This window comes from Jhaorihella thermophila, from assembly GCF_900108275.1.
GTDB lineage: Bacteria > Pseudomonadota > Alphaproteobacteria > Rhodobacterales > Rhodobacteraceae > Jhaorihella > Jhaorihella thermophila.
Map to the genome: position 1 here is coordinate 303,694 of NZ_FNVD01000002.1, position 21,524 is coordinate 325,217.

A 21,524-nucleotide genomic window follows, 5' to 3' on the forward strand; every position below is an offset into this window, starting at 1 on the left:
CCTATTCCCCCAGCCCCATCTTGATATAGCCGGTCGGGCAGACATCGGCGCAGATGTGACAACCGATGCAGCGGGTGTAATCGGTATAGACATATCGCCCCACCGTGCGTTCGGATTTGGGTACCCGGTGCACCGCGTCCTGCGGGCAGAAGATCACGCAGTTGTCGCATTCAAAACACATGCCGCAGGACATGCAGCGTTCGCCTTCCTTGCGCGCCTGCTCTTCGGTGAAGCCGATGATCCGCTCCTCGAAATTGCCCAGAACCTCGTCGCCCTCGATGTGCCGTTCCTTGCGCACTTCGCGCGGGACCAGCTGGAAGTGGCCCAGGAACAGCTCGTCATGCGGAATGATCTGCTGGTCAGAGCGGTCCTCGAAATTGTGGATCGCAAAGCGCGCCGCGGAGGTGCCGCGCGTCTGCATGTGATCATAGGGCTCGGGATCCTTTCCGCGCCGGTGCAGCTCTTCCAGCAGGTTGAAATGATGCACGTCCACCTTGGGCCGGCGCTCGATCGTGCCGTCGTCAAGATAGTCCGAGATCACCTCGGCCCCGATCCGGCCATGCCCGATCGCGGTGGTCAGCAGGTGCGGCCGCACGATGTCGCCGCCGGCGAAATGCTTGTCGCGGCCCTTGACCTTGTAGGCGCTTTCGATGTCCACGAAACCGCGCCCGTTGTCGAGATCCTCGAGACCGTCGAAATCGCCCATCTGGCCGATCGCCGAGATGATGATGTCGCATTCGATCTCGAACTCGGTGCCTTCGATCGGCTCGGGCGTCATGCCGTTCATGGTGCATTTGCACATCTTCAGCGCGCGGGCGCGACCCTGTTCGTCCTTCAACACTTCCAGCGGCATGACGCCGCCCAGAATCTCCACCCCTTCGCGCTTGGCATCCTCGCGCTCGCGCTCGGCCGCGGTCATTTCCTCGACCGGGAACAACGAGGTCAGCGTGGCCTTCATGCCTTCGCGCACGATCGCCCCGGCCACGTCGTCGCCGGTAAAGCCAAAGCCCGTGCCGCTGGAATGTTCGGTCGGCTTGACCTCCTTGATCCGCCCCAGCCGGCGCGCAACCGAAGCCACGTCGATCGATGTATCGCCGCCGCCGACCACGACCACCTTCTGCGCGGTGCCCAGCACATAGCCCTGGTTGAAGGCGTCCAGAAACTCGATGCCGTTGATGCAGTTTTCCGTGCCCTCCCAGCCGGGGATCGGCAGGTCGCGGCCCTTCTGCGCGCCCATCGCCCAGAAGATCGCGTCATAGTCGCGCTCGAGATCCTCGACCGACACGTCGGTGCCGACGCGGGTGTTGGTGCGCACCTCGATGCCGAGGTCGATGATCCGGCCGATCTCCTTGTCCAGCATCTCGCGCGGAGTGCGGTAGCCGGGGATGCCGTAACGCATCATCCCGCCCAACTCCTCGTGGGACTCGAAGATCGTCACCGCATGGCCGTCGAGCCGCAGGAAATAGGCCGCCGACAGGCCGGCGGGACCGCCGCCGACGATTGCGATCCTCTTGCCGGTATCCGGCCCCGGTTCGGGCAGCTTGACGCCGTTTTCATTGGCCCAGTCGCCAACATATTGTTCGACCCCGTTGATGCCCACATAGTCGTCCACCGCGTTGCGGTTGCAGCCGGATTCGCAGGGCGCGGGGCAGACCCGGCCCATGGTCGCCGGAAACGGGTTTGCCGCAGCCATGCGCAGGAACGCGTATTCCTGCCAGGGCATGTCCTCGTGCGGGGGCTTGTCCATGCCGCGCGCGATCGCCAGCCAGCCGCGGATTTCATGCCCCGAGGGGCAGGAGCCCTGACAGGGCGGCGTCTTGTGCACATAGGTCGGGCACTTGTAGGAATGATCGGCCTGAAAGATCTTTTCCTCCAGATCCCAATCGGCGGCGGTTTCGCCCTCGCGGAAGCGGCGGAACGTCGCCTTTTTCTCGGTGCTCAGATCGTTCATCTCGGTCCTCCCGGAATTGGGGCGTTACTCCTCGCCGCCCGCGTCGTCCTCTTCATCGTCGGTGTCCTGGCCGGTCAGGATAATCGCGTTCGACACCAGCTGGTGCACCGAAACGATGGAATCCATTTCATAGCCAAAGGCCGGCATGACCTTGGAAAACTGCGTCTTGCAGATGGCGCAGATCGCGGCCATGTGGGTCACGCCGTGATCTTCGGTCACCTGTTGCAGCGCGGTCATCCGCGGGGACGCGCCCTTCTTGCGCAGCTCCATCAGGTCGTCGGTCAAAAGCCCCCCGCCCCCGCCGCAGCACAGCGTCTTTTCGCGGATCGTGTCGTCGGGCATGTCGTAGTAATGATTGCAGACCGCCTTGATGACATTGCGCGGGATCTCGAACTGGCCGCCGGGCTTGTCCCCCATGCGCGAGGCGCGTGCCACATTGCAGCTGTCGTGATAGGTCAGCCGGATGTGGTCGTTCTTCGACTTGTCGAATTTCAGCGTGCCCTTCTGGATCTCGTTCCAGGTGAATTCCAGGATGTGCTGCGGCACCGGGTAGTTCGGATCAAGGAAATCCCACGGCCCCGCCAGCGTGTTGAGAAAGCTGTAGGCCACCCGCCAGGCGTGCCCGCATTCGCCGAAGATGATCCGTTTCACGCCCAGATCCTGCGCCGCCTTGCGGATGCGCAGGGCGATTTCGCGCATGTTCTCGTAGGATCCGATGAACAGCCCGAAATTCGCGGCCTCCGAGGCGTAGGAGCTCAGCGTCCAGCTGACGCCGGCTTCGTGGAACACCTTGGCATAGCCGATCAGCCCGTCGATATGCGGCTCGGCGAAGAAGTCGGCCGAGGGTGTCACCAGCAGGATGTCGGCGCCCTTCTCGTCCAGGGGGATCCGCACCGACACGCCGGTTTCGTCCTCGATGTCCTCCTCGAGATCCTCCAGCGTCGCCTGCAACGCCTTGGGCTGCAGGCCGAGGTTGTTGCCGATCTCCTTGACCTTGCCGATGATCTCGTTGCTGTATTTCTGACCCATGCCCACGCTGTCGAGGATCTCGCGTGCGGCCATGGTGATTTCCGCCGTGTCGATCCCGTAAGGGCAAAAGACCGAGCAGCGCCGGCATTCGCTGCACTGGTGATAGTAGGAATACCATTCGTGCAGAACCTCTTCGGTGAGGTCGCGCGCACCGACCAGTTTCGGGAAATGTTTGCCGGCAAAGGTGAAATAGCGCCGATAGACGCTGCGCAGCAGATCCTGCCGCGCCACGGGCATGTTCTTGGGGTCGCCCGTGCCCAGGAAATAGTGGCACTTGTCCGTGCAGGCCCCGCATTTCACGCAAGCATCCAGATAGACTTGAAAGGCGCGGTCCTTTTCCGCCAGTTCGGCCATCTTGGCCAGCGCCCTTTCCTTCCAGTCGGGCACCAGCTCGCCCGGAAAGCCGAGCTTCGCCTGATGTTCGGGCGCGGCGATATAGGGTTCCAGCCCCTCCATCGCGCCGGGTTTCAGACAGGGAATGTCCAGCGGGTCGTCCAGCTTCGGCAGGTCGTCGCCATCGGCCATCGGTCAGCCCTCCAGCTTGGCCGCCCAAGGGGCGAGGTGGCGCTTTTCGCGCGGGTTGTCGATCTGGTTGCGGGTGGGCGAAAAGAACACGCCCGGCGCATGCAGCAACTTGGAGATGGGGAACACGATCATCAGCGCGGCGACCGAGGTCAGATGCACCAGCAGCACCGGATCGGACGGCAGGGTTTCGATGCGCAGCCGCATCAGCCCCAGCATGAACGCCTTGACCGCGATGATGTCGGTATGGGCCACGAATTTCATCATCAGCCCGCTGGCCACGATCAGCACCAACAGCGCCAGCATCAGGTGATCGGACGGGTTGGTGATGTAGCGGATCCGTTCCACCAGAACCCGCCGCGCCCAGAGCCCCAGAAGCCCCGCCAGCATGGCAAATCCCGCATAGACGCCAAAGGGCTGGACGAAGGACAGCCACCAGGGGATGTCGAACACGAAATAGCGGACGTGCCGGATCAGGACGAGCCACATCCCCATGTGGAAGGTCCAGCCGAACAGCCAGATCCACTTGTTGGCCTTGAACAGGCTTTCGAAAAACACGACTTCGCGGAACATCCGCAGGACGACGCCCCACGCGGTTGTGGGCGCGGGCGTCGTCGGGATCTTCAGCGGGGCCGGGGTCCGCGCGTATCTGCGGATCTTCATGCCCACTCCGACCACCAGAACGGCAGTCGCGACGTAGAACAACATGGCGTAGATCACGGACAGCACGCGGACTCCTCCCGTTGACGGGCTCGCACCCGTTTCAGATCAAGACGTTACGCGATCGGGCCCCGGCCGGGGCCGGATGCGGCCCGGATCAGACGCAGCCGGTCGGTTTCGGCAGACCGGCGATTTTGCAGGCCTGCTTGGCCGGGCCATAGGGGAACAGTTCGTAGAGGTACTTGTTGTTGCCCTTTTCCGGCCCCATCGACTTCTTGATGGCCTTGATGAGCACCCGGACCGCGGGCGCGATCTGGTATTCATCGTAATAGTCGCGCAGGAAGTTCACCACCTCCCAGCGTTCGTCGTCCATCTCGATGCCTTCGGACTTGGCGATCTCCAGCGCCACGTCCTTGTCCCAGTCGGCGAGGTTGGTGATGTAACCTTCCTCGTCGGCCGGGATCGTCTTGCCGTTGACATGATATTCCATGGGGGTTCCTCCGTTTTTGCCCTTCGGGCGTTCCTCAAAGCCAGGCCTGGGTGCGGTCATGGGTCGTGACGAGATCGACGAACCCGTCATACCCCACCGGGCTGACTCCATCCAAAAGCCGGTCCTCGCCCAGCCCCCGGGCGTGCGCGTCGGGCGCCAGGACATAGAGCTTCACCGCCCCGGCCCGCGCCGCGACCATCTCCGCCAGGGCGGTGCCGGCCAGCCCGCCATAGACGCCATCCTCGATCATCAGCACCGCGTCCCCGTCCTTGCAGTGGTTCAGGCAGCTTTCCAGCGAGCGGTTGGTAAAGGGCGATTTGTTCACTGTGTGCAAGGTTGACATGGTCTTCCCTTCAGAAACTCAGGATCACATCTTGCTGGGCCATGATGTCGGTCATCTCGGCCCGGCTGACGACGCGGATCGACGGCTTTTCGGCCCAGTCGTCATCCTCGTCCTCATAGGTGATCTCCTGCAGGTCGTCCTCGGTCAGGCCGCGCTCTTCCAGAGATTCGCGCTCGACATAGAGCTTGGTCACGTCGTAATCGCCCAGCGCCCGGAAGGTCGGCGAGAAGTTCTTGACCCCGATTTCGTCGGTCTCCTGCCCGCGGGTCAGCTGGAACACGCCGTCATCGAGAAAGGCAAGGCTCACGTCCTGGTCGAAGGCGGCGCCGATCAGAACGACTTCGAGGCTTTCCAGCGCGTAGATCGTGCCATAGGGCGCCTTGCGGTTCACGTAGAGAAATTTCTTCACGTCAGACATCTTCGCCCCCTCAGTCCCCGAACATCACCAGCCGGTCGGTCTGGATGCCCATCTCGATCAGCTGACCCAGCCCCGAGATGCGAAAGCCCTCGGCGATATTGTCGGTGTCCTTGCCCTGCCGCTCGGCCTCGTTCTTGTCGAGAATGCCGCGCCGCTGCGCCGCGGCGATGCACACCACAAGATCGATGCTGTGCTCCTTGGCCAACGCCGTCCAGTTGTTCTGAATGTGCCGCTCGTCCTGCGGCGGCACGCTCAGACGGGTCGCGACGTTCACACCGTCATGGTAGAAGAACACGCGCGGCACCTCGTGCCCGGCGGCCAGCGCCGCCCTGACAAAGTTGTAGGCGGTATCCGCTGCCTCGTGCGTATACGGCCCTTCGCTGACTACTACTCCGATCTTCACGAATCTCTGGCCTCAGAAACGGACATGTGCCGAATGGTTCATGGTGTAGCGGGCGCCGGTCCAGGTATCGAGGTGATGCTTGGTAAAGGCGAGTCCGGTCTTTTCAAAGAAGGCCGGCCAGCCGATCCGCTCGATCCATTCGCCCATGCGCTCCCAGTGCTTGGCGTCCCTCTTGTAGGCGTTGATGATCTTGCCAACCGCTTCCTTCACCTCGGGCCAGTGCGGGGCGTTGTTGGGAAGGTTCGCCACGGCCAGCTTGTGGAAGGTCGGCTTGGAGCGGGCGTTGGAATGCTTGCCGCCCACCCAGATTGCAATCTTGGTGCTGTCGTCGCCGTTGATCTGCATCGGCGGGCACGGCGGATAGCAGGCGCCGCAGCAGACGCATTTCCTTTCGTCCACTTCCAGCGAGGGCTTGCCATTGACCATCGCCGGCCGGATCGCCGCCACCGGGCAGCGCGCCACCACCGCGGGGCGTTCGCAGACATTGGCCACCAGGTCGTGGTTGATCTTGGGCGGCTTGGTGTACTGCACGTTCACCGCGATGTCGCCCTGCCCGCCGCAGTTGATCTGGCAGCAGCTGGTGGTGATGCGCACCCGGTTGGGCATCTTTTCCTGCACGAATTCCTTGTGCAGCATGTCCATCAGCCCCTTGACCACGCCCGAGGCGTCGGTGCCGGGGATGTCGCAATGCAGCCAGCCCTGGGTGTGGCTGACCATCGACACGGACGCGCCGGTGCCGCCCACGGGGAAGCCTTCGGCCTGAAGCGCCTCGATCAGCGGGGCGACCTTGGCCTCATCCGCCACCAGGTATTCGATGTTCGACCGGGTGGTAAACCGCACATGGCCGTCGGCATATTTGTCGCCGATGTCGCACAGCTTGCGGATGGTAAAGACGTCCATCTGCCGCTGCGTGCCGGCGCGGACGGTATAGATCACGTCGCCCGATTTCGACACATGGCGCAGAACGCCGGCGCGCGGGCGATCATGCCAGTCCCAGTTGCCATAGTTCTTTTTCAGCACCGGGTGCATGTACTGGAACGGATCCGGCACACCCACTTCGTCGGGCATGCGGGGGGTCGTGGCCTGTTCGTTCATGTTCAAACTCCTCCTCGCGCCCGGACCGGGCGTCGCGCCCGGCCGGGCCTGTCTGTCTGGCGGCTGCTGGCGATCACTCGGCGACCCGCAGCCCCGCCTCGCGGGCCTTGCGCTCGAACCACTTCGCCGCCTCCTCGTCGAAGTCGTCGGTGCGCACGAAACACGAGGTGCGCGGGTGGTTGACCATGTTCGGATCGGGGTCGATCTCCATCGCCTCAAGAAAGGCCGGCAGGCCGATCCGGTCGATGGTTTCGCCGATGCGTTCATGCTCCAGCGCGTTGTCGGCGAAGAACTCGACCACGTTCTCGGCGAATTCGGTCAGCTTCTCGAAGTCCTCGTCGGTCTCGAGCTTCATGAAGGGGATGACGTTGATCCCCATCAGGTCGCCGATCTTCAGCGCCCGCTTGCCCCCGATCAGGATCGACACGCCGCGGTCGTCGCCGGGGCTCAGTGCCTTGGTCATCACGTTGATGCAGTGCATGCAGCGCACGCAGGACTTGTTGTCGATCTCCAGCGTGTCGTCGTCATGCAGCGAAATCGCCCGAGTCGGGCACATGTTGACCACGGTGTCGATGGTGTATTTGCGCCCCACCGTGGCGATATGCTCCTTGACCTTTTCCTGGTCGATCTTGATGTCGTCGCGCCAGGTGCCGATCACCGCGAAATCGGCGCGGTGGATGGCGTTCACGCAGTCGTTGGCGCAGCCCGAGAACTTGAACTTGAACTTGTAGGGCAGCGACGGGCGATGCATTTCGTCCAGCAACGTGTTGATGATGGTGCGATGGGCCCGCACCTCGTCATAGCAGGACTGTTCGCAGCGCGCGTGGCCCACGCAGCTCATCGCGGTGCGCAGCGCAGGCCCCGCGCCGCCCAGGTCGAAGCCCAGTTCGTTGAGCTCGTCGAACGCCTTCTGCACGCCCTCCGTGTCGGTGCCCTGAAACATGATGTCGCCCGACTGGCCGTGGAACGCGATCAGACCCGAGCCGTGACGTTCCCAGATGTCGCACATCTTGCGCAGCACGTCGGTGGTGTAGTGATAGCCCGCCGGCGGCATCACCCGCAGGGTGTGGAACTCCTTCGATTCGGGGAACTTGTCGGCCACCTCGGAAAAGCGCGGGATCACCCCGCCGCCATAGCCATAGACCGACACGGTGCCGCCCTTCCAGAAGCCAAGCCGCTTTTCATAGGAATGGTTCAGCTGGCCCAGAAGGTCGTTCATCATCTTGCGATTGTTGGGCGCGCCCTCGTCGCGCAGCCGCTTGAGGCCGGTCACGAAGCTGGGCCAGGGGCCGTCCTCGAGCTCGTCCAGCAGCGGCGTTGGATGCACGCCTTCGCCCGTGGTCTTGTTGTCGTCCCTTGGATCGCCGTCCTTCATCGCGCGTCTCCCTTTTCCATCTCCTCGCCGTCGCCGGCCCGTCACGGTTCGAAAGTTGCAGGCTTGCCGTCCTCCCGGCGGCTGGGACGCCTTCCCCGCGTCCGCCCCCATGTTGCCCGCGACCTCCCAATCGCTGATATCTATACATTGTGATAATCGAATGTAATAATCAACCAAAACCGACGCCGCGCCGGAAATGTTCAGCAATTTTCTGTTATGGGGCGGTTAAGTTCGAACCACGGATGAACAAGCATGATTCCGAAGCCAGCCGAAAAAATCCACGAATTTGAATGGACTGATCTGGAGACGGATCAACCCTACCGGCGCTGGCGCGAAGCTCGGCTGGCTGCCGCCGAGACCGCCCAAGGGCTCGATCCCGTCGAGGTCCGCGACCTTGCCGCGCCGACCGAATCCGAGCGCGGCGAACTGATCCGGCGTTGCGATTCCGTCAATTTCGCCCATTACGTCGCCCGCCGCCCCGACGATCCCGAGCAGGTCGCGCCCGCCCTGCGCCGATTCGCCGAAGCGTTCGGCCTGCGCATCGCCGAGGCCCACCGCTCGGCCGGAGATCAAGGCATCGTCGCGCTGCAACCGTCCGAGGAAGAGGGCAAGCGCGGCTACATCCCCTATTCCACCAAGCCGCTGAAATGGCACACGGACGGCTATTACAACGCACCGGGCGAACGGATCTCGGCCTTTGTCCTGCATTGCGTCCGGGCGGCCGGATCGGGCGGTGAAAACCGCATCCTCGATCCCGAAATCCTCTATATCCGCCTGCGCGATGCCCATCCCGATTACCTGCGCGCCCTGATGCATCCGCAGGCGATGACCATCCCCGAAAACCGTGAACCGAACGGCAGGCTGCGCCCAGCCTCGGTCGGGCCGGTGTTCTACCCCGACCCCGGGACCGGGCGGCTGCAGATGCGCTATACCGCACGCACCCGCAGCATCGAATGGCGCGACGATCCCACCACCCGCGCCGCCGAGGCCTGGCTGCGCGACCACCTCGTCCGAGGCGACCCGTTGACCTGCACGCTGCGGCTGGACGCGGGACAAGGGATCCTGAACAACAATGTCCTGCACGACAGGACCGGATTCGACAGGGCGCCGGACGCGGCTCAATCGCGCCTGCTCTACCGGGTCCGGTTCCACAACCGAATCGGAGGAGGCTGAAATGGCGAAACTGAGCGATCTGATCATCGCCCACCCGGAAGTAAAGAGTTTCGACGAACTCGAACGGCTCGTGGCCGAAGCAGGCGAGGCCGGCGAGATGTTCATCGAATTCGACATCAAGCCCGACTATCGCGACACGCCGCGCAAATGGGAATGGATCCTCGAAGCCGCCTTTACACGGGGGACCAGCTATGGCTGAAGAAACGCTGAAGGAGATCGCCGAGCTTGAGCTTCCCTTTCGCCGCCGCGCCCGCATCCGCGAAGTCTCCTATCCAAGCGGATTGCGCATGGTGCGGCTGGTGCTGATGGAAGGCAAGCGCATAACGCAGGTTGACCTGGACCCCGACACGGCCCGGCAACTGTCCGCGATTCTCGCCACGGCTGCGGACGGGGCGGCGACCGACACGGTTCAATAGAAGGAACCAACATGGATTACCTGCCGATATTTCTGAACATTCGCGACCGCAGGGTGGTCGTTGACGGCGGAACCACCGTGGCCGCGCGCCGGGCCGAACGGGCGCTGGACTGCGGCGCGCAGGTCGTGCTGTTCGACCCGCATCCGGGCGACGAGGTTCTTGCCCTGCAGAACCGCGACGGGCTGGTGATCCACCACCGCGTGCCGGACGAAACCGACATGGACGACTGCGCCGTGGCCTGGGGCGCCTCCGAGGACGACGCCCGCGACACGCGCCTTTCCGAATGGTGCCGCGCCCGCAACATCCCCTGCAACATCGCCGACCGGCCCGACCTGTGCGACTTCATTACGCCGTCGATCGTGGACCGTTCGCCGATCGTGGTGGCGATCTCGACGGGGGGCACCGCGCCGGTGATCGCCCGCATCCTGCGCGCCCGGATCGAGGCCACCCTGCCCGCCGCCTTCGGCCGGCTGGCCGAGTTCGCCAGCGGCTTTCGCGCCGACATCGCCCGGACGATAGCGTCGGGCCGCGAACGCCGGCATTTCTGGGAACGGCTGATCGACGGCCCCGCGGGCGACTTCTTCCTGTCGGGCGCGGTCGATCGCGCCAGGGCGCAGATCGAGGACGATCTCGAGGCCACGGCCTCGGGCCGTGCCCGCCCGGTGGGCGAGGTCTACTTGGTCGGCGCCGGCCCCGGCGATCCCGACCTGCTCACCTTCCGCGCGCTGCGCCTGATGCAGCGCGCCGACGTGGTGCTCTACGACCGCCTGGTGGGGGACGAGATCATGTCGCTGGTGCGCCGCGACGCCGAACGCATCTATGTCGGCAAGCTCTCGAAAGAGCACACCATGCAGCAGGAGGACATCTCCAAACTGATGGTGCGGCTGGCGCGCGAGGGCAGGCGCGTGCTGCGCCTCAAGGGGGGCGACCCCTACATCTTCGGCCGCGGCGGCGAGGAAATCGAGGAACTGGCCGCGTCCGGCATCGCCTTCCAGGTGGTGCCGGGGATCACGGCAGCCTCGGGGGCAGGCACCTATGCCGGCATCCCGCTGACCCATCGCGACCATGCCCAATCCTGCCTGTTCGTGACAGCGCATGGAAAGGATGGCGTTCTGGATCTGGACTGGGACGTCCTGATCCGCCCGAAACAGACCGTGGCGATCTACATGGGGCTGAGCAATCTGCCCGTTCTCGTCAAGGGCTTTGCAGATCGCGGCGTGGACATGACCACGCCGGTGGCGGTGATCCAGAACGGCACTCGGCCCGATCAGCGCGTCGTCACCGCGCCGCTGTCGGACATCGCCGGCGAGGTGGCCGAAGCCGGAATGAAAAGCCCCTGCATGATCATCATCGGCTCGGTCGTGGCCCTGCGCGAGAAACTCGCCTGGACGAATCTCGACCGCACCGCGCATGCAATGGGGCTGGCGGCCGAGACCACTCCGGACATTACCGCCTGAGACCCGTTGCCGCAGTTTGACTCTGCTCAAGATGCGGCAGCGCTTTCCCGGTTATCATGCCCACGCACAGTCGCCGCCACGCGCGGCGGATGGGAGAGGAGAGACCGACCGGCATGCCAATCACTCTTTCAAACCAGGAACTCGCCCTCATCGAACAGGCCTTCACCATGGCCCGTTCCGAAGAGCTTTTCGCCCAGCCAACGCTGTTTTACGAAAAACTGTTCGAACGCGACCCGAACCTGCGCGCGCTCTTTCGCGAAGACATCGCCGGCCAGGGGATGCGCTTCATGCGCACCCTGCGCACCATCGTCACCGCCCTGCGCCAACTCGGCGGAGCGCAGGAGGTTCTGGAACCGCTGGCCCGCACCCACGGGGCGCTCGGCGTCCACGCCCAGCACTTCGAAACCATGGGCGAGGCGCTGATCGACACGTTCAAGGAACTGCTCGGCCCCGATTTCACGCCCGAGATGGAGGCCGCATGGCGCAAGGCATATCGCGAAATCGCCGACGCGATGATCGAAGCCGGCAAGATAGACTGACACGCGCAAACCAAGGCGTGCCCTCGCCCGCTTCATCTTGCTGCAAATACTCCGGGGGCGCGGGGGCAGAGCCCCCGCATCGGTCGGATCGGCGCAGCCGATCCGAAACCCTTTCGCTAGACCCCCTTCGGCGCCAGGTTCATGCCCTGCGCCTTGTCGATGGCGTCCTGCATCACCTCGCCCAGCGTCTGGCGCTGCTCCTCGAAATAGACGCCCAGCGCCGGATGATCCTCTTCCATCGCCCGCGCCATCGCCGCCAGCCGGTCCGAGCGGTCATGGCCCTCGGGCAAATCCCGCACCTTCATGCCGAGATTCACATAGGTGTTGTTCGTCTTGTCGAAGGTCACGCAGGGCGACAGGATCCGCAGGAAGGAAAACCCCTTGTGCTCGATCGCCTGCGTGATCATGTCCGCCAGATGATGCGGTCGTCCCGCATAGGCCTGCCCGACCCAGGTCGCCTCATAGCTCAGCAGCATCAACAGCGGGTTCACCGGCATGTCCCCGTTCTGGTAGGGCGTCGATGACGTCTTGAACCCCAGCGCCGAAGTCGGCGAGGTCTGCCCCTTGGTCAGCCCGTAAATGCCGTTGTCGAACACCAGATAGGTCATGTCCACGTTGCGCCGGGCCGCGTGCGGCAGATGCCCCGCGCCGATGGCAAAGGCGTCCCCGTCGCCCCCCACCGCGATCACCGTCAGCGCGTCATTGCCGATCTTCACGCCCGTGGCCACCGGCAGCACCCGACCGTGCAGCGTGTGGAACCCGTAGGTGTTCACGAAAAACGGAAAGCGCGAGGCGCAGCCGATTCCGGAAACCACCACCACGTCCTTGTTGTCCAGCCCCAGCCGGTTCAGCGCCACGGTCAGCGCATCCGCCATGCTGAAATAGCCGCAGCCCGGACACCAGGTCGGCAGCGACTTCGACCGGTATTTCAGGTGCCCGTCCTCGCGGATCTCTTCCAGCTTGTCCTCGAGATAGACCGGTTGCACGCGTTCGTTCATGGCTCACACTCCCCCGGCGGCCGCCGCCACCGGTTCATTCACTTCCGCCGCCAGCCGGCGCACCTCGGACAGGATCTCGGCCACCGGCATCGGCGTGGCGATGGTCCGGTTCAGCCGCACCACCGGCCGCCCGATCGCGCCGGAAACCAGATTGGCGAACTGGCCCTGATAGTTCAGCTCGGGCACCAGCACGACCTTGCAGTCGTCAAAGAAGGCGCGCAGCTCGCCCTCGGGCAGCGGCGACAGCATCACCACCTTCATCGCCGAACAGCTGATCCCCTCGGCCTGGGCCTCGAACATGGTTTCCAGAATCTCGCCAAAGGTCGAACCCCAGCCAAGAATGCCCACATCCACCTTGCCCATGTCGCCGAACCGCTTCGACGTGGTCAGGCCGGGATAGTTCACCGCCGATTTCAGCTTGTGGTGCCGCTTGGCGTTCATCTCCATGTGCAGAACGTCGCTGGGTTTGCCCAGCTCGTTGTGCTCCAGCCCCGTCGCCGTATACATCATCCCCGCATCCCCCGGCAGCGCGCGGGGCGAGATGCCGTCCTCGGTCAGGACGAACCGCTTGTAGTCCTCGCCCTCCTTCACCTTCGGCACTTCGCGCGGTTTCGGGGCAAAGACGTTCTTGTCCGACGGGAACACGGTCTCATACCGGTTCGACAGGTAGAGGTCGATCAGCAGCACCACCGGAACCTGGTATTTCTCGGCGATCTCGAAGGCCATGCCGGCGCAGCGATAGCAGCCCTCGACATTGGTCGGCGCGATCACGATACGCGGCGCATCCCCCGATCCGCCATGCACCGCAAGGTTCAGGTCGGACTGTTCGGTCTTGGTCGGCAGACCTGTGGACGGGCCGCCGCGCTGGCTGCACACCACCACCGCCGGCACCTCGGCCATCACGCCCAGCCCCATCATCTCGGTCATCAGGGCAAGGCCGGGGCCGGAGGTCGCCGTAGCCGCCCGCGACCCCGCAAACCCCGCTCCGATCGTGGCGGAAATGGCGGCGATCTCGTCCTCGGTCTGCAGGAACCTGCCGCCGGCCTTGGGCAGTTCCACCGCCAGCCGCTCCATGATGCTGGTGGCCGGCGTGATCGGATAGCCGAAATAGCTCTGGATTCCGCCTTCGAGAAACCCGCGCACGATGGCGCCGTTGCCGGTCATCATCACCGCCTCGCCGTCGGCGGCCGTGGGTGCCGCGCCCACCGCGACGTCGTCATAGCGGAACACGCCGCGGCCGGCCTCCAGCCCCGCGTCAAAGGCGCGGATGTTGCTTTCGGTCACGACCGCCGGCTTGGACGCGAATTTCTGGGCGATCACCTTGCGGAACGCCTCGGCCGGCAGGTCCAGGAGTCCTGCGACATAGCCCAGCACCACGATGTTGCGGCTGCGGGCGGCATTGGTGGCCTGTTCGGAAATCTGCCGGATCGGCAGCCCATAGGGGATCTGCGCGGGCCTGATATGGGCGCTGATATGCCCGCCCTCGGCCACCGGCGCGATCAGGTGGTCGTCATAGATCACCGCTCCATAGTCGCGCACCTCGCCCACATGCGGGATCGCGTGCCCGTCATTGAGCGACACGAAGACGTCCGATTGTTCCTTCAGCGAATAGGCCTGCTCGCTGGAGATGCGGATGCGCGAGATGCACTTGCCGAAGCCCCGGATCTCGGGCGGATAGACGTCAAAGGCGATGACATGGAACCCCATCGCCGCCGCCGCCCGCTTCATTATGTCGCCCGAGGCGATCGTACCGTCCCCGGCCGAACCGCAGATCGCGAACTGGATATCGGTGCCGGACTTGTTCATCGCGCGGCCCTCCTCATGGCTTGCGGGTCCAGAAGGTGGACTGGATCTCGCCATCCTCATCGACCCAGATCCGGTCCTCCACATCGACGTCGAACGGCTCGTGCGCGCCCAGAATGTTGCGCGCGGCGAGCTGGCCCATGACGCGGACGTTCTTCCAGCCGTGGTAGAACTTGTAGGCCTTTTCGCCATCGTGCCAGATCTGGCAGATGTCGCCGGCGGCCCAGATCGCATCGTTGGTGGTCTGCAACTCGGGGCTGACCAGAAGGCCGCGTTCGATGTCCACCTCGGCCCGCAGCATGAATTCGACCGACGTGGCCAGCCCGCAGAAGGCCATCACCACGTCGCCCTCGATCTCCCTGCCGTCATCCAGCGCCACCCTGCGCGCCGGCGCCCCGCCATTCTGCGGCGAAATGCCCACGGCGCGGGCGTTCTCGATGACATCCACGCCCTTGCCCCGCAGCGCCTCCAGCAGCGGCGCGCGCTGCTCGGCGGTCAGTTCATGCGGCCAGAAGGTCTGGGCATTGACGATCAGCGTCACCCGGTAGCCCGTGTCCAGAAGCGTCAGCAGCAGATCCAGCCCGATCATGTCGCCGCCGATCATGACGACGCGGCCGCCCCTGGGCAGGTCGTTGTAGACACGCATCGCCGCCTCGAACGACCCGAAACCGTGGATCAGATGCGCGTGACCGGAGAGGTTTTCCGGCAGGTAGGCCCGCCCGCCCGCGGCCACCAGAAGGCTGTCGAAGGGCACCGTTTCCTGATGCGCCAGGCTGACCACATGCGCCGACCCGTCCACGTCCACCACCCGGCAGCGACGGCGCAGGGTGATGCCGTTTTCCTCGTAGAAGGACGGCGGCTTGGCCAGGAGATCGCGCCAGTCGGTGCGGCCGCGAAAGACCTCGGGCAGGCGATAGCGGTGATAAAAAGGAATCGCGTCCATGGTGAACATGGTAATCCGGCAGTCGGGATCGCCTTCGCGCAGCGTCTTGGCGGCACCGAAGCCCGCCGAGCCGCTGCCGATGATCACGTGATGATGCGGCTCGGCCATCAGTCCACCTCCAGCATGCACAGCGTGTTGCGGGTGATCGAGATGCACTTGGTCGGGCAGACCTCGTAGCAGGCGCCGCAGCGGATACATTCCACATTGTCGATCCAGATCGCGCCGACATGGTCCCACTCGGACGTTTCCAGCAGCTTGCCATAGGTGCCGTCCTCGCGGATCTCGACCCCCTCGACGAGCTTGATGCAGTTCTTGGGCGCGACCTCGATGCAGGCCCGGCAATAGATGCAGTTGTCGATGTCGATCTTGTATTGCAGGTTGCACAGATAGCAGCGCTTGGCCTCTTCATGGGCCAGCGCGTCGTCATAGCCGCGCTCGACCTCTTCGGTCAGATGGGCGACGCGTTCTTCGATGTCTTCGGTCGGCATGTGGGTGCGCGGGATGAAGTCCCAGGCGCGTTTGCGCAGCGGCGCCTCGACCTTTTCGATCCGGACCGCCGGAACGCGGCGCGGCTTGCCCATCAGCCAGGTGTCGATGCTGCGCGCCACCTCGCGTCCCTGCCCGACCGCCTCGATCACGGTCGAGGCGCCCTTGACGTAGTCGCCCGCCGCGAACACGCCGACCTGCGAGGTCATGCCGCGATCGTCCACGGCGGCGTTCTTCCACCGGTCCAGCTCCAGATCGGTATCGAGAAATTCATGCGCGGTGCGCTGGCCGATCGCGATCAGCACCGTGTCGCATTCGAAGTCGAACTCGGATCCCTCGATCGGGATCGCCTTGCGCCGGCCGTTGTCGCGCCATCCGCCCAGCCGGTTCTGGACGAATTCCACCGCCGTCATCCGCCCGCCTTCGCCCTTGAAGGCGACCGGCGTGCGCAGGCCCATGAACCGGATCCCCTCGGCCTTGGCCTCCTGGATTTCGTCCTTGGTGACGGGGATGTATTCCTCGGTCGTGCGCAGGTGGATGGTGACCTCCTGCCCGCCCAGCCGCCGCGCCACGCGGGCGCAGTCCAGCGCGGTGAAGCCCGCGCCCAGCACGGCGACGCGGCGGCCCACCGTCTTGGGCACGCCCCGGTGCATGTCCAGAAGAAAGTCGAACCCGTATTCCACGTTTTCGAACCGCGCCACCGCCGCGCCCAGCGGGTCGTCGCGCAGCGGGATCTCGGTTGCCGCCATGCAGCCCGTGGCCAGCAGCACCGCGTCGAACTCCTCACGCAGCTTCGACAGCGGCAGCTCGCCCTCGCCATTGCCGATGGCGACACCGGTGCGCAGCTCCACCCCCAGCCGCAGGGCGTTGTGGATCTCCTCGCGCAGGATCTCGCGCGGCAGGCGGAACTCGGGGATGCCGTAGGCCAGCATGCCGCCCGGTTCGGTTTCACGGTCGAAGATGGTGACATCGTGCCCCATCAGCGACAGGTCATGCGCCGCCGCCACGCCCGCCGGGCCGGCGCCGACGATCGCCACCTTCTTGCCAGACGGCCCATAGAGGCTTTCGTTCAGCCGGTGGCCGCGACGTTTCAGGTCCGCCGCCGACCGTTTCAGGTGGCAGATGCTGACCGGTTCGCCATTGCCGGGCCAGCCGTGGCGGCAGTCGTTTTCGCAGGGCCGCGAACAGATCCGCCCCAGCACGCCGGGCAGGACGTTGACCTCGCGGTTGATTTCGTAGGAATCGCCGTATCGCCCCTGCAGGATCGCCAGGATGTAGGATGGAATGTCCGTTCCCGCCGGGCAGGCCGCCTGGCAGGGGACGTTTTCCTTCATCCATCCGAAATCGCGGGGATCCTGGGAGTAGACGACGCGTCCATTCCCTTCCGTGTTGGCGTCGCCGGTCACCGGTTCGACGGGCGACGCGATGGAGTCATTCCGGCCCATGATGAATGCCTTTCTTCGAACTCCTGCAAAATGACCGTAAGATAACAATCAGCTTTGCGTCCAGTGGCTTTGCGGCCAAGGTTGTCGCAGTGTGGCCCGAAGTCCCGGAACCGGCGGCGGGGCATCAGGCGGTTTCGAGCGCCTCGATCCGCGCGCCGGGGAACGCGGCCACGACCGCGCGCGCGGCGGGGGCATCCAGCAGGCAGAACGCCGTGGAAAGCCCGTCGGCCACCGCCGCCTGCGGCGCGCTGACCGCGGCCGTGGCGTGAACGGCCGGCCGCCCCGGCGCACGCGGGTCGATGATGTGCCCCCGCCCTCCGATCACGGTGCCCAGGGGCGCCGAGGTCGCCACCGCCCGGTCGGCCAGACGGACCGTCTTCAGCACCCGCCCGTCCGCCGCCGCGATCCCGGCCCGCCAGGGGGCGCCATCCGGTCGCCGGCCCAAGGCGACGATTTCGCCCATGTCAATGAGAAGATCAGTGAGCCCGCGCCCGCGCAGCAGCGCCGCGAGCCGGTCGGTGACGATCCCCTGCGCCAGCCCGTTCAGCGTGATCGCCATGCCGGGCCGGGCAAAGCGGATCTCCTCCCGATCGCGCCGGACATGCCGCCACCCGACCGCTGCGCCGCGCGGCCCGCGCCCCTCGGCCAGCGCCTGCCACAGCGGCTGCACCGTGGGATCGAACGCGCCGCCTGTGGCGCGGTGGAGCCGGCCCGACAAGTCCAGCGCCGCGACCATCTCGGCCGAAGGGAACCGCAGCCGCCCCACCCGGTTCAGCCGCGCGATTTCCGAGCCTTCCCGAAACAGGCTGAAAATCGCCTCCAGCCGGTCCAGCTCGCGCTCCACCGCGGCAAAGACCGGCGCGGCCTGCGCCGGCGTCAGCCCGGTCAGGATCATCGACGTCGATGCCCCCAGAGCCCGCCCCCGCCAGCGCGCCACTTCGCCGGCCCGCGCCGGCACGGCCACCGCGCAGGCGCTGATCGCAAGGAACCGCCGGCGGGTCAAGACCGCGCCCATGTCCGCGCTCTATTGCGCCGCCGCCGGCCGCCGGGCCATCAGGCAACGGCTCCACAGCGTGCTGAGCGCCTCCACCAGCCGATCCATGTCCGCCCGGCTGTGCACCGGCGAGGGCGTGATGCGCAGCCGCTCGGTCCCCTTGGGCACGGTAGGATAGTTGATCGGCTGGATGTAGATGCCGAACTCTTCCAGCAGCGTGTCCGAGATGAACTTGCATTTGACCGGATCGCCCACCATCACCGGAATGATATGGCTCGGGTTGTCCAGATGCGGGATGCCCTCGGCATCCAGCCGCGCGCGCAGTTCGGCCACGCGCGCCTTCTGCAGGTCGCGCTCTACCGACGACTCCTTGAGATGCCGCACCGAGGCCGCCGCCCCGGCCGCCACATGCGGCGGCAGCGCCGTGGTGAAGATGAAGCCGCTGGCAAAACTGCGCACGAAGTCCACCAGCTCGGCCGAGGCCGCGATATAGCCGCCCACCACGCCGAAGGCCTTGCCCAGCGTGCCCTCGATCACGGTCAGGCGATCCATCAGCCCCTCGCGTTCGGCGATCCCGCCGCCGCGCGGACCGTAGAGCCCCACCGCATGCACCTCGTCCAGATAGGTCATCGCGTTGTAACGATCGGCGAGATCGCAGATCTCCCTGATCGGCGCGATGTCCCCGTCCATCGAATAGACGCTTTCAAAGGCGATCAGCTTGGGCGCGTTGGCCGGAGCGGCGGCGAGCTTCGCTTCGAGATCGGCGACGTCATTGTGTGCCCAGATCACCTTCTGGGCCCGTGAGTGGCGGATGCCTTCGATCATCGAAGCATGGTTGAGACTGTCGGAAAAGACGATGCAGCCGGGGATCTTCGACGCCAGCGTGCCCAGCGCCGCCCAGTTCGACACATAACCGGAGGTAAAGAGCAGCGCCGCCTCTTTCCCGTGCAGGTCGGCCAGTTCGCGTTCCAGCAGAACATGGTCGTGGGTGGTGCCCGAGATGTTGCGCGTACCGCCCGCGCCCGCGCCCGCGCGATCCAGCGCCGCGTGCATCGCCGCCAGAACCTTGGGGTGCTGTCCCATGCCCAGATAGTCGTTGGAGCACCACACCGTCACGTCGCGCGTTGCCGCCCCATCATGCTGCGTCGCGTCGGGGAACGACCCGCAGCGGCGCTCGAGATCGACGAACACGCGGTAATTGCCTTCGTCGCGCAGACGGTCGAGGCTCTGACGGAAGAAGTCCTGGTAATTCATGGCGGTCTCCGTGCGCTTCGGTTTGCGCCAGACTGCCGCCCCTTTGCGGGGCGATCCATGACATTAGTCAAGGCCGTGGCGTCGGCGGGCGCATTTCGGGATGCACGCGCGCGCCGATCCGGCTAAGGTGGCGCCGGGACAAAAGAAACGCAACGACGGGACACGGGGCGCGTGGCGCACGAAAAGCACAAGGATATCGCACGGACGTCGCTGTTCATACGGTCCCTGCCGGATCAGCATGTGGAACCGCTGCTGGAACGAGCGATCTTTCGCCATTACGAGCGGGGCGAGACGATCTTTCTGCAGGACGAACCGGCCGAAGGCGTGCATGTGGTGCTCGACGGCTGGGTCAAGCTCTACCGCGTCTCGCCCAACGGGGCCGAGGCGATCGTGGGCGTCTTTGCCCGGGGCGAAAGCTTCGGCGAGGCGGTGGCGCTCAAGAACGGCCCCTATCCAGTCTCGGCCGAGGCAGTGACCGCCAGCGAGCTGATGGTGGTGCCGGCCTCGGTGCTGGTCGAGATGATGCACGAAGATCCCGACGTCTGCGTGTCGATCCTGGCCGCGACCTTTACCCATCTGCACGGACTGGTCGAACAGCTCCAGCAGATCAAGGCCCAGACCGGGGCGCAGCGGGTGGCCGAATTCCTGCTGTCGCTGTGTTCGCAGGACAGCGGCGGCTGCACCGTGGATCTGCCCTATGACAAGGCGCTGATCGCCGGGCGGCTTGGCATGAAGCCCGAAAGCCTCAGCCGCGCCTTTTCCCGGCTGAAACCGGCCGGTGTCACGATCCGAAAGAACCACGCGCAGATTGCCGACATCGAGCGACTGCGCGACTATGCCGAGGAAGACCCAGCAAATGCATGGAGCAAGGGATGAGCAAGCTTGACACCGTGATCGCCGCAATCGACGCGGCCAATGCCAAGGATCCGCGCCAAGACGAGGGACAGCCCGAGGCGCTGCTTTATGGCCAGCGGATGAGCGCGGCGCTGGACCATCTCTATCCCGATGCCGATGACCTGCTGCGCATCGCGGTGCGTGGCCAGCATATCGAACGCTGGATCCTGCCGCGGTCCGATTATCCCGAAGGCAAGGCCGGCTACCACAAATGGCGCCGCGATCTGGCCGCCCACCACGCCCGGCGGGTGGGCGAGATCATGGCCGAGGCCGGCTATGGCCCGGACGAAATCGCCCAGGTGAGCAAGATGCTGCGCAAGGAAGGGGTCAAGCGCGACCCGCTGGTGCAGGCGCTGGAAGACGTGGCGAGCTATGTCTTCGTGAAACACTATTTCGGCGGCTTCGTCGAGAAATACGGCGGCAAGTATGACGCCGAGAAGATCCGCGACATTGTCGCAAAGACCGCGCGCAAGATGTCGGAGATGGCCCGCGCGAAGGTGCTGGAGGATTTCGACCTGCCCGAGGATCTGGCCGCCGCCTTCCGGGTCTGAACCGGATCGTTCTTCAGACGAGATAGAGCCCCAGCACCAGCGCCGCCCAAAGCGTCACCGCCCAACCGAACCCCGACAGCCAGGCGCGCGCGCGATCGAGATCGAGGTAGCGCGCGAGGATCACCCGCGCCTTGAGCACCGCCAGCACGAGGATCGCCGCCCCCGCCGCCCGGCGCGGCACGCCCTGCCCCACGCCGGCGGCGATCAGCGCGGCCAAGCCGCCGAGCCCGGCCAGCCAGGCCCAGGCGGCGATCAGGCGGTTGGACAGCGCGGGCATCGTTGTCT

At 65.2% G+C, this 21,524-nt stretch carries 23 protein-coding genes; 7 read left to right on the forward strand and 16 right to left on the reverse strand.

The genetic code is table 11. The annotated features are described in order from the left end of the window. Nucleotide 1: 1 nt before the first annotated feature. The 9 genes from C4S70_RS04615 to dsrA form a co-directional block, all read right to left on the reverse strand. Nucleotides 2-1,951 carry an NAD(P)-binding protein gene (locus tag C4S70_RS04615; protein ID WP_104006916.1) on the reverse strand — a complete coding sequence of 650 codons (1,950 nt, stop codon included), beginning with the start codon at nucleotides 1,949-1,951 and terminating at the stop codon, nucleotides 2-4. Nucleotides 1,952-1,975: 24 nt separating this feature from the next. Further along, the gene (gene dsrK / locus C4S70_RS04620; RefSeq protein ID WP_104006917.1) at nucleotides 1,976-3,505 is read right to left on the reverse strand and encodes a sulfate reduction electron transfer complex DsrMKJOP subunit DsrK; all 1,530 of its coding nucleotides are present in this window, start codon (nucleotides 3,503-3,505) and stop codon (nucleotides 1,976-1,978) included. A 3-nt stretch (nucleotides 3,506-3,508) separates the two neighbouring features. After that, nucleotides 3,509-4,231 (reverse strand): respiratory nitrate reductase subunit gamma, encoded by a 723-nt coding sequence (locus tag C4S70_RS04625; RefSeq protein ID WP_200822723.1) that lies wholly within the window; start codon nucleotides 4,229-4,231, stop codon nucleotides 3,509-3,511. A gap of 88 nt (nucleotides 4,232-4,319) precedes the next feature. Beyond that, nucleotides 4,320-4,652 (reverse strand): TusE/DsrC/DsvC family sulfur relay protein, encoded by a 333-nt coding sequence (locus C4S70_RS04630; RefSeq protein ID WP_104006918.1) that lies wholly within the window; start codon nucleotides 4,650-4,652, stop codon nucleotides 4,320-4,322. Between the two features lie 34 nt (nucleotides 4,653-4,686). Then, nucleotides 4,687-4,995, reverse strand: a complete 309-nt coding sequence (gene tusB / locus C4S70_RS04635) for a sulfurtransferase complex subunit TusB (RefSeq protein ID WP_104006919.1) — start codon at nucleotides 4,993-4,995, stop codon at nucleotides 4,687-4,689. 10 nt (nucleotides 4,996-5,005) lie between these two features. Continuing rightward, nucleotides 5,006-5,413: a sulfurtransferase complex subunit TusC gene (gene tusC / locus C4S70_RS04640; RefSeq protein ID WP_104006920.1), complete on the reverse strand. Its 408-nt coding sequence runs from the start codon at nucleotides 5,411-5,413 to the stop codon at nucleotides 5,006-5,008. 10 nt (nucleotides 5,414-5,423) lie between these two features. Continuing rightward, nucleotides 5,424-5,816 (reverse strand): sulfurtransferase complex subunit TusD, encoded by a 393-nt coding sequence (gene tusD, locus C4S70_RS04645; protein WP_104006921.1) that lies wholly within the window; start codon nucleotides 5,814-5,816, stop codon nucleotides 5,424-5,426. Between the two features lie 12 nt (nucleotides 5,817-5,828). Beyond that, a complete protein-coding gene (dsrB, locus tag C4S70_RS04650; RefSeq protein WP_104006922.1) occupies nucleotides 5,829-6,911 on the reverse strand; it encodes a dissimilatory-type sulfite reductase subunit beta in 1,083 nt (360 codons plus the stop codon). 73 nt (nucleotides 6,912-6,984) lie between these two features. Continuing rightward, nucleotides 6,985-8,286, reverse strand: a complete 1,302-nt coding sequence (gene dsrA / locus C4S70_RS04655) for a dissimilatory-type sulfite reductase subunit alpha (protein ID WP_104006923.1) — start codon at nucleotides 8,284-8,286, stop codon at nucleotides 6,985-6,987. Nucleotides 8,287-8,538: 252 nt separating this feature from the next. Between dsrA and C4S70_RS04660 the strand changes: the two genes are divergently transcribed. The 5 genes from C4S70_RS04660 to C4S70_RS04680 all read left to right on the forward strand — a co-directional run bounded on the left by C4S70_RS04660 (nucleotide 8,539) and on the right by C4S70_RS04680 (nucleotide 11,871). Continuing rightward, complete coding sequence (locus C4S70_RS04660; RefSeq protein WP_104006924.1) at nucleotides 8,539-9,459, forward strand: TauD/TfdA family dioxygenase; 921 nt, start codon at nucleotides 8,539-8,541, stop codon at nucleotides 9,457-9,459. 1 nt (nucleotide 9,460) lies between these two features. After that, nucleotides 9,461-9,658: a sulfur relay protein DsrC gene (locus C4S70_RS04665; protein ID WP_104006925.1), complete on the forward strand. Its 198-nt coding sequence runs from the start codon at nucleotides 9,461-9,463 to the stop codon at nucleotides 9,656-9,658. Beyond that, entirely contained in the window at nucleotides 9,651-9,875 is a 225-nt protein-coding gene (locus C4S70_RS04670) for a DUF6967 family protein (protein ID WP_104006926.1), read from the forward strand. Before C4S70_RS04665 ends, C4S70_RS04670 begins: the two co-directional genes overlap by 8 nt. Before the next feature lie 11 nt (nucleotides 9,876-9,886). Next, nucleotides 9,887-11,332 carry a siroheme synthase CysG gene (cysG, locus tag C4S70_RS04675; RefSeq protein ID WP_104006927.1) on the forward strand — a complete coding sequence of 482 codons (1,446 nt, stop codon included), beginning with the start codon at nucleotides 9,887-9,889 and terminating at the stop codon, nucleotides 11,330-11,332. Nucleotides 11,333-11,445: 113 nt separating this feature from the next. Next, nucleotides 11,446-11,871: a globin domain-containing protein gene (locus C4S70_RS04680; protein WP_160114841.1), complete on the forward strand. Its 426-nt coding sequence runs from the start codon at nucleotides 11,446-11,448 to the stop codon at nucleotides 11,869-11,871. Nucleotides 11,872-11,987: 116 nt separating this feature from the next. Here C4S70_RS04680 and C4S70_RS04685 read toward each other — a convergent pair whose 3' ends face one another. The 6 genes from C4S70_RS04685 to hemA form a co-directional block, all read right to left on the reverse strand. After that, nucleotides 11,988-12,869: a 2-oxoacid:ferredoxin oxidoreductase subunit beta gene (locus C4S70_RS04685; RefSeq protein WP_104006929.1), complete on the reverse strand. Its 882-nt coding sequence runs from the start codon at nucleotides 12,867-12,869 to the stop codon at nucleotides 11,988-11,990. 3 nt (nucleotides 12,870-12,872) lie between these two features. Further along, nucleotides 12,873-14,675, reverse strand: a complete 1,803-nt coding sequence (locus C4S70_RS04690; RefSeq protein WP_160114842.1) for a 2-oxoacid:acceptor oxidoreductase subunit alpha — start codon at nucleotides 14,673-14,675, stop codon at nucleotides 12,873-12,875. A gap of 13 nt (nucleotides 14,676-14,688) precedes the next feature. Continuing rightward, the gene (locus tag C4S70_RS04695; protein WP_160114843.1) at nucleotides 14,689-15,723 is read right to left on the reverse strand and encodes an NAD(P)/FAD-dependent oxidoreductase; all 1,035 of its coding nucleotides are present in this window, start codon (nucleotides 15,721-15,723) and stop codon (nucleotides 14,689-14,691) included. Beyond that, on the reverse strand, nucleotides 15,723-17,546 hold the full coding sequence (locus C4S70_RS04700) for an FAD-dependent oxidoreductase (RefSeq protein ID WP_104006932.1): 1,824 nt from the start codon (nucleotides 17,544-17,546) through the stop codon (nucleotides 15,723-15,725). The genes C4S70_RS04695 and C4S70_RS04700 overlap by 1 nt, the downstream gene beginning before the upstream one ends. Before the next feature lie 124 nt (nucleotides 17,547-17,670). Then, complete coding sequence (locus C4S70_RS04705) at nucleotides 17,671-18,561, reverse strand: FAD:protein FMN transferase (RefSeq protein ID WP_104006933.1); 891 nt, start codon at nucleotides 18,559-18,561, stop codon at nucleotides 17,671-17,673. 9 nt (nucleotides 18,562-18,570) lie between these two features. Beyond that, a complete protein-coding gene (hemA, locus tag C4S70_RS04710; protein ID WP_104006934.1) occupies nucleotides 18,571-19,794 on the reverse strand; it encodes a 5-aminolevulinate synthase in 1,224 nt (407 codons plus the stop codon). 171 nt (nucleotides 19,795-19,965) lie between these two features. Here hemA and C4S70_RS04715 point away from each other — a divergent pair, with 171 nt between their 5' ends. Next, a complete protein-coding gene (locus tag C4S70_RS04715; protein WP_104006935.1) occupies nucleotides 19,966-20,670 on the forward strand; it encodes a Crp/Fnr family transcriptional regulator in 705 nt (234 codons plus the stop codon). Continuing rightward, nucleotides 20,667-21,239: a DUF4202 domain-containing protein gene (locus C4S70_RS04720; protein ID WP_104006936.1), complete on the forward strand. Its 573-nt coding sequence runs from the start codon at nucleotides 20,667-20,669 to the stop codon at nucleotides 21,237-21,239. The genes C4S70_RS04715 and C4S70_RS04720 overlap by 4 nt, the downstream gene beginning before the upstream one ends. Nucleotides 21,240-21,252: 13 nt before the next feature. Here the strand turns inward: C4S70_RS04720 and C4S70_RS04725 are convergent, their stop codons facing one another. Then, complete coding sequence (locus C4S70_RS04725) at nucleotides 21,253-21,516, reverse strand: cytochrome C oxidase subunit IV family protein (RefSeq protein ID WP_104006937.1); 264 nt, start codon at nucleotides 21,514-21,516, stop codon at nucleotides 21,253-21,255. Between the last annotated feature and the right edge of the window lie 8 nt (nucleotides 21,517-21,524).

Coding starts and splice junctions, on each gene's coding strand:
- C4S70_RS04660 (WP_104006924.1), top strand. CDS start 8,539: ATGATTCCGAAGCCAGCCGAAAAAATCCACGAATTTGAATGGACTGAT.
- C4S70_RS04690 (WP_160114842.1), bottom strand. CDS start 14,675: ATGAACAAGTCCGGCACCGATATCCAGTTCGCGATCTGCGGTTCGGCC.
- C4S70_RS04685 (WP_104006929.1), bottom strand. CDS start 12,869: ATGAACGAACGCGTGCAACCGGTCTATCTCGAGGACAAGCTGGAAGAG.
- C4S70_RS04615 (WP_104006916.1), bottom strand. CDS start 1,951: ATGAACGATCTGAGCACCGAGAAAAAGGCGACGTTCCGCCGCTTCCGC.
- cysG (WP_104006927.1), top strand. CDS start 9,887: ATGGATTACCTGCCGATATTTCTGAACATTCGCGACCGCAGGGTGGTC.
- C4S70_RS04695 (WP_160114843.1), bottom strand. CDS start 15,723: ATGGCCGAGCCGCATCATCACGTGATCATCGGCAGCGGCTCGGCGGGC.
- C4S70_RS04725 (WP_104006937.1), bottom strand. CDS start 21,516: ATGCCCGCGCTGTCCAACCGCCTGATCGCCGCCTGGGCCTGGCTGGCC.
- hemA (WP_104006934.1), bottom strand. CDS start 19,794: ATGAATTACCAGGACTTCTTCCGTCAGAGCCTCGACCGTCTGCGCGAC.
- tusC (WP_104006920.1), bottom strand. CDS start 5,413: ATGTCTGACGTGAAGAAATTTCTCTACGTGAACCGCAAGGCGCCCTAT.
- C4S70_RS04670 (WP_104006926.1), top strand. CDS start 9,651: ATGGCTGAAGAAACGCTGAAGGAGATCGCCGAGCTTGAGCTTCCCTTT.
- dsrK (WP_104006917.1), bottom strand. CDS start 3,505: ATGGCCGATGGCGACGACCTGCCGAAGCTGGACGACCCGCTGGACATT.
- C4S70_RS04665 (WP_104006925.1), top strand. CDS start 9,461: ATGGCGAAACTGAGCGATCTGATCATCGCCCACCCGGAAGTAAAGAGT.
- tusB (WP_104006919.1), bottom strand. CDS start 4,995: ATGTCAACCTTGCACACAGTGAACAAATCGCCCTTTACCAACCGCTCG.
- C4S70_RS04680 (WP_160114841.1), top strand. CDS start 11,446: ATGCCAATCACTCTTTCAAACCAGGAACTCGCCCTCATCGAACAGGCC.
- C4S70_RS04705 (WP_104006933.1), bottom strand. CDS start 18,561: ATGGGCGCGGTCTTGACCCGCCGGCGGTTCCTTGCGATCAGCGCCTGC.
- C4S70_RS04630 (WP_104006918.1), bottom strand. CDS start 4,652: ATGGAATATCATGTCAACGGCAAGACGATCCCGGCCGACGAGGAAGGT.
- dsrA (WP_104006923.1), bottom strand. CDS start 8,286: ATGAAGGACGGCGATCCAAGGGACGACAACAAGACCACGGGCGAAGGC.
- C4S70_RS04700 (WP_104006932.1), bottom strand. CDS start 17,546: ATGGGCCGGAATGACTCCATCGCGTCGCCCGTCGAACCGGTGACCGGC.
- C4S70_RS04720 (WP_104006936.1), top strand. CDS start 20,667: ATGAGCAAGCTTGACACCGTGATCGCCGCAATCGACGCGGCCAATGCC.
- dsrB (WP_104006922.1), bottom strand. CDS start 6,911: ATGAACGAACAGGCCACGACCCCCCGCATGCCCGACGAAGTGGGTGTG.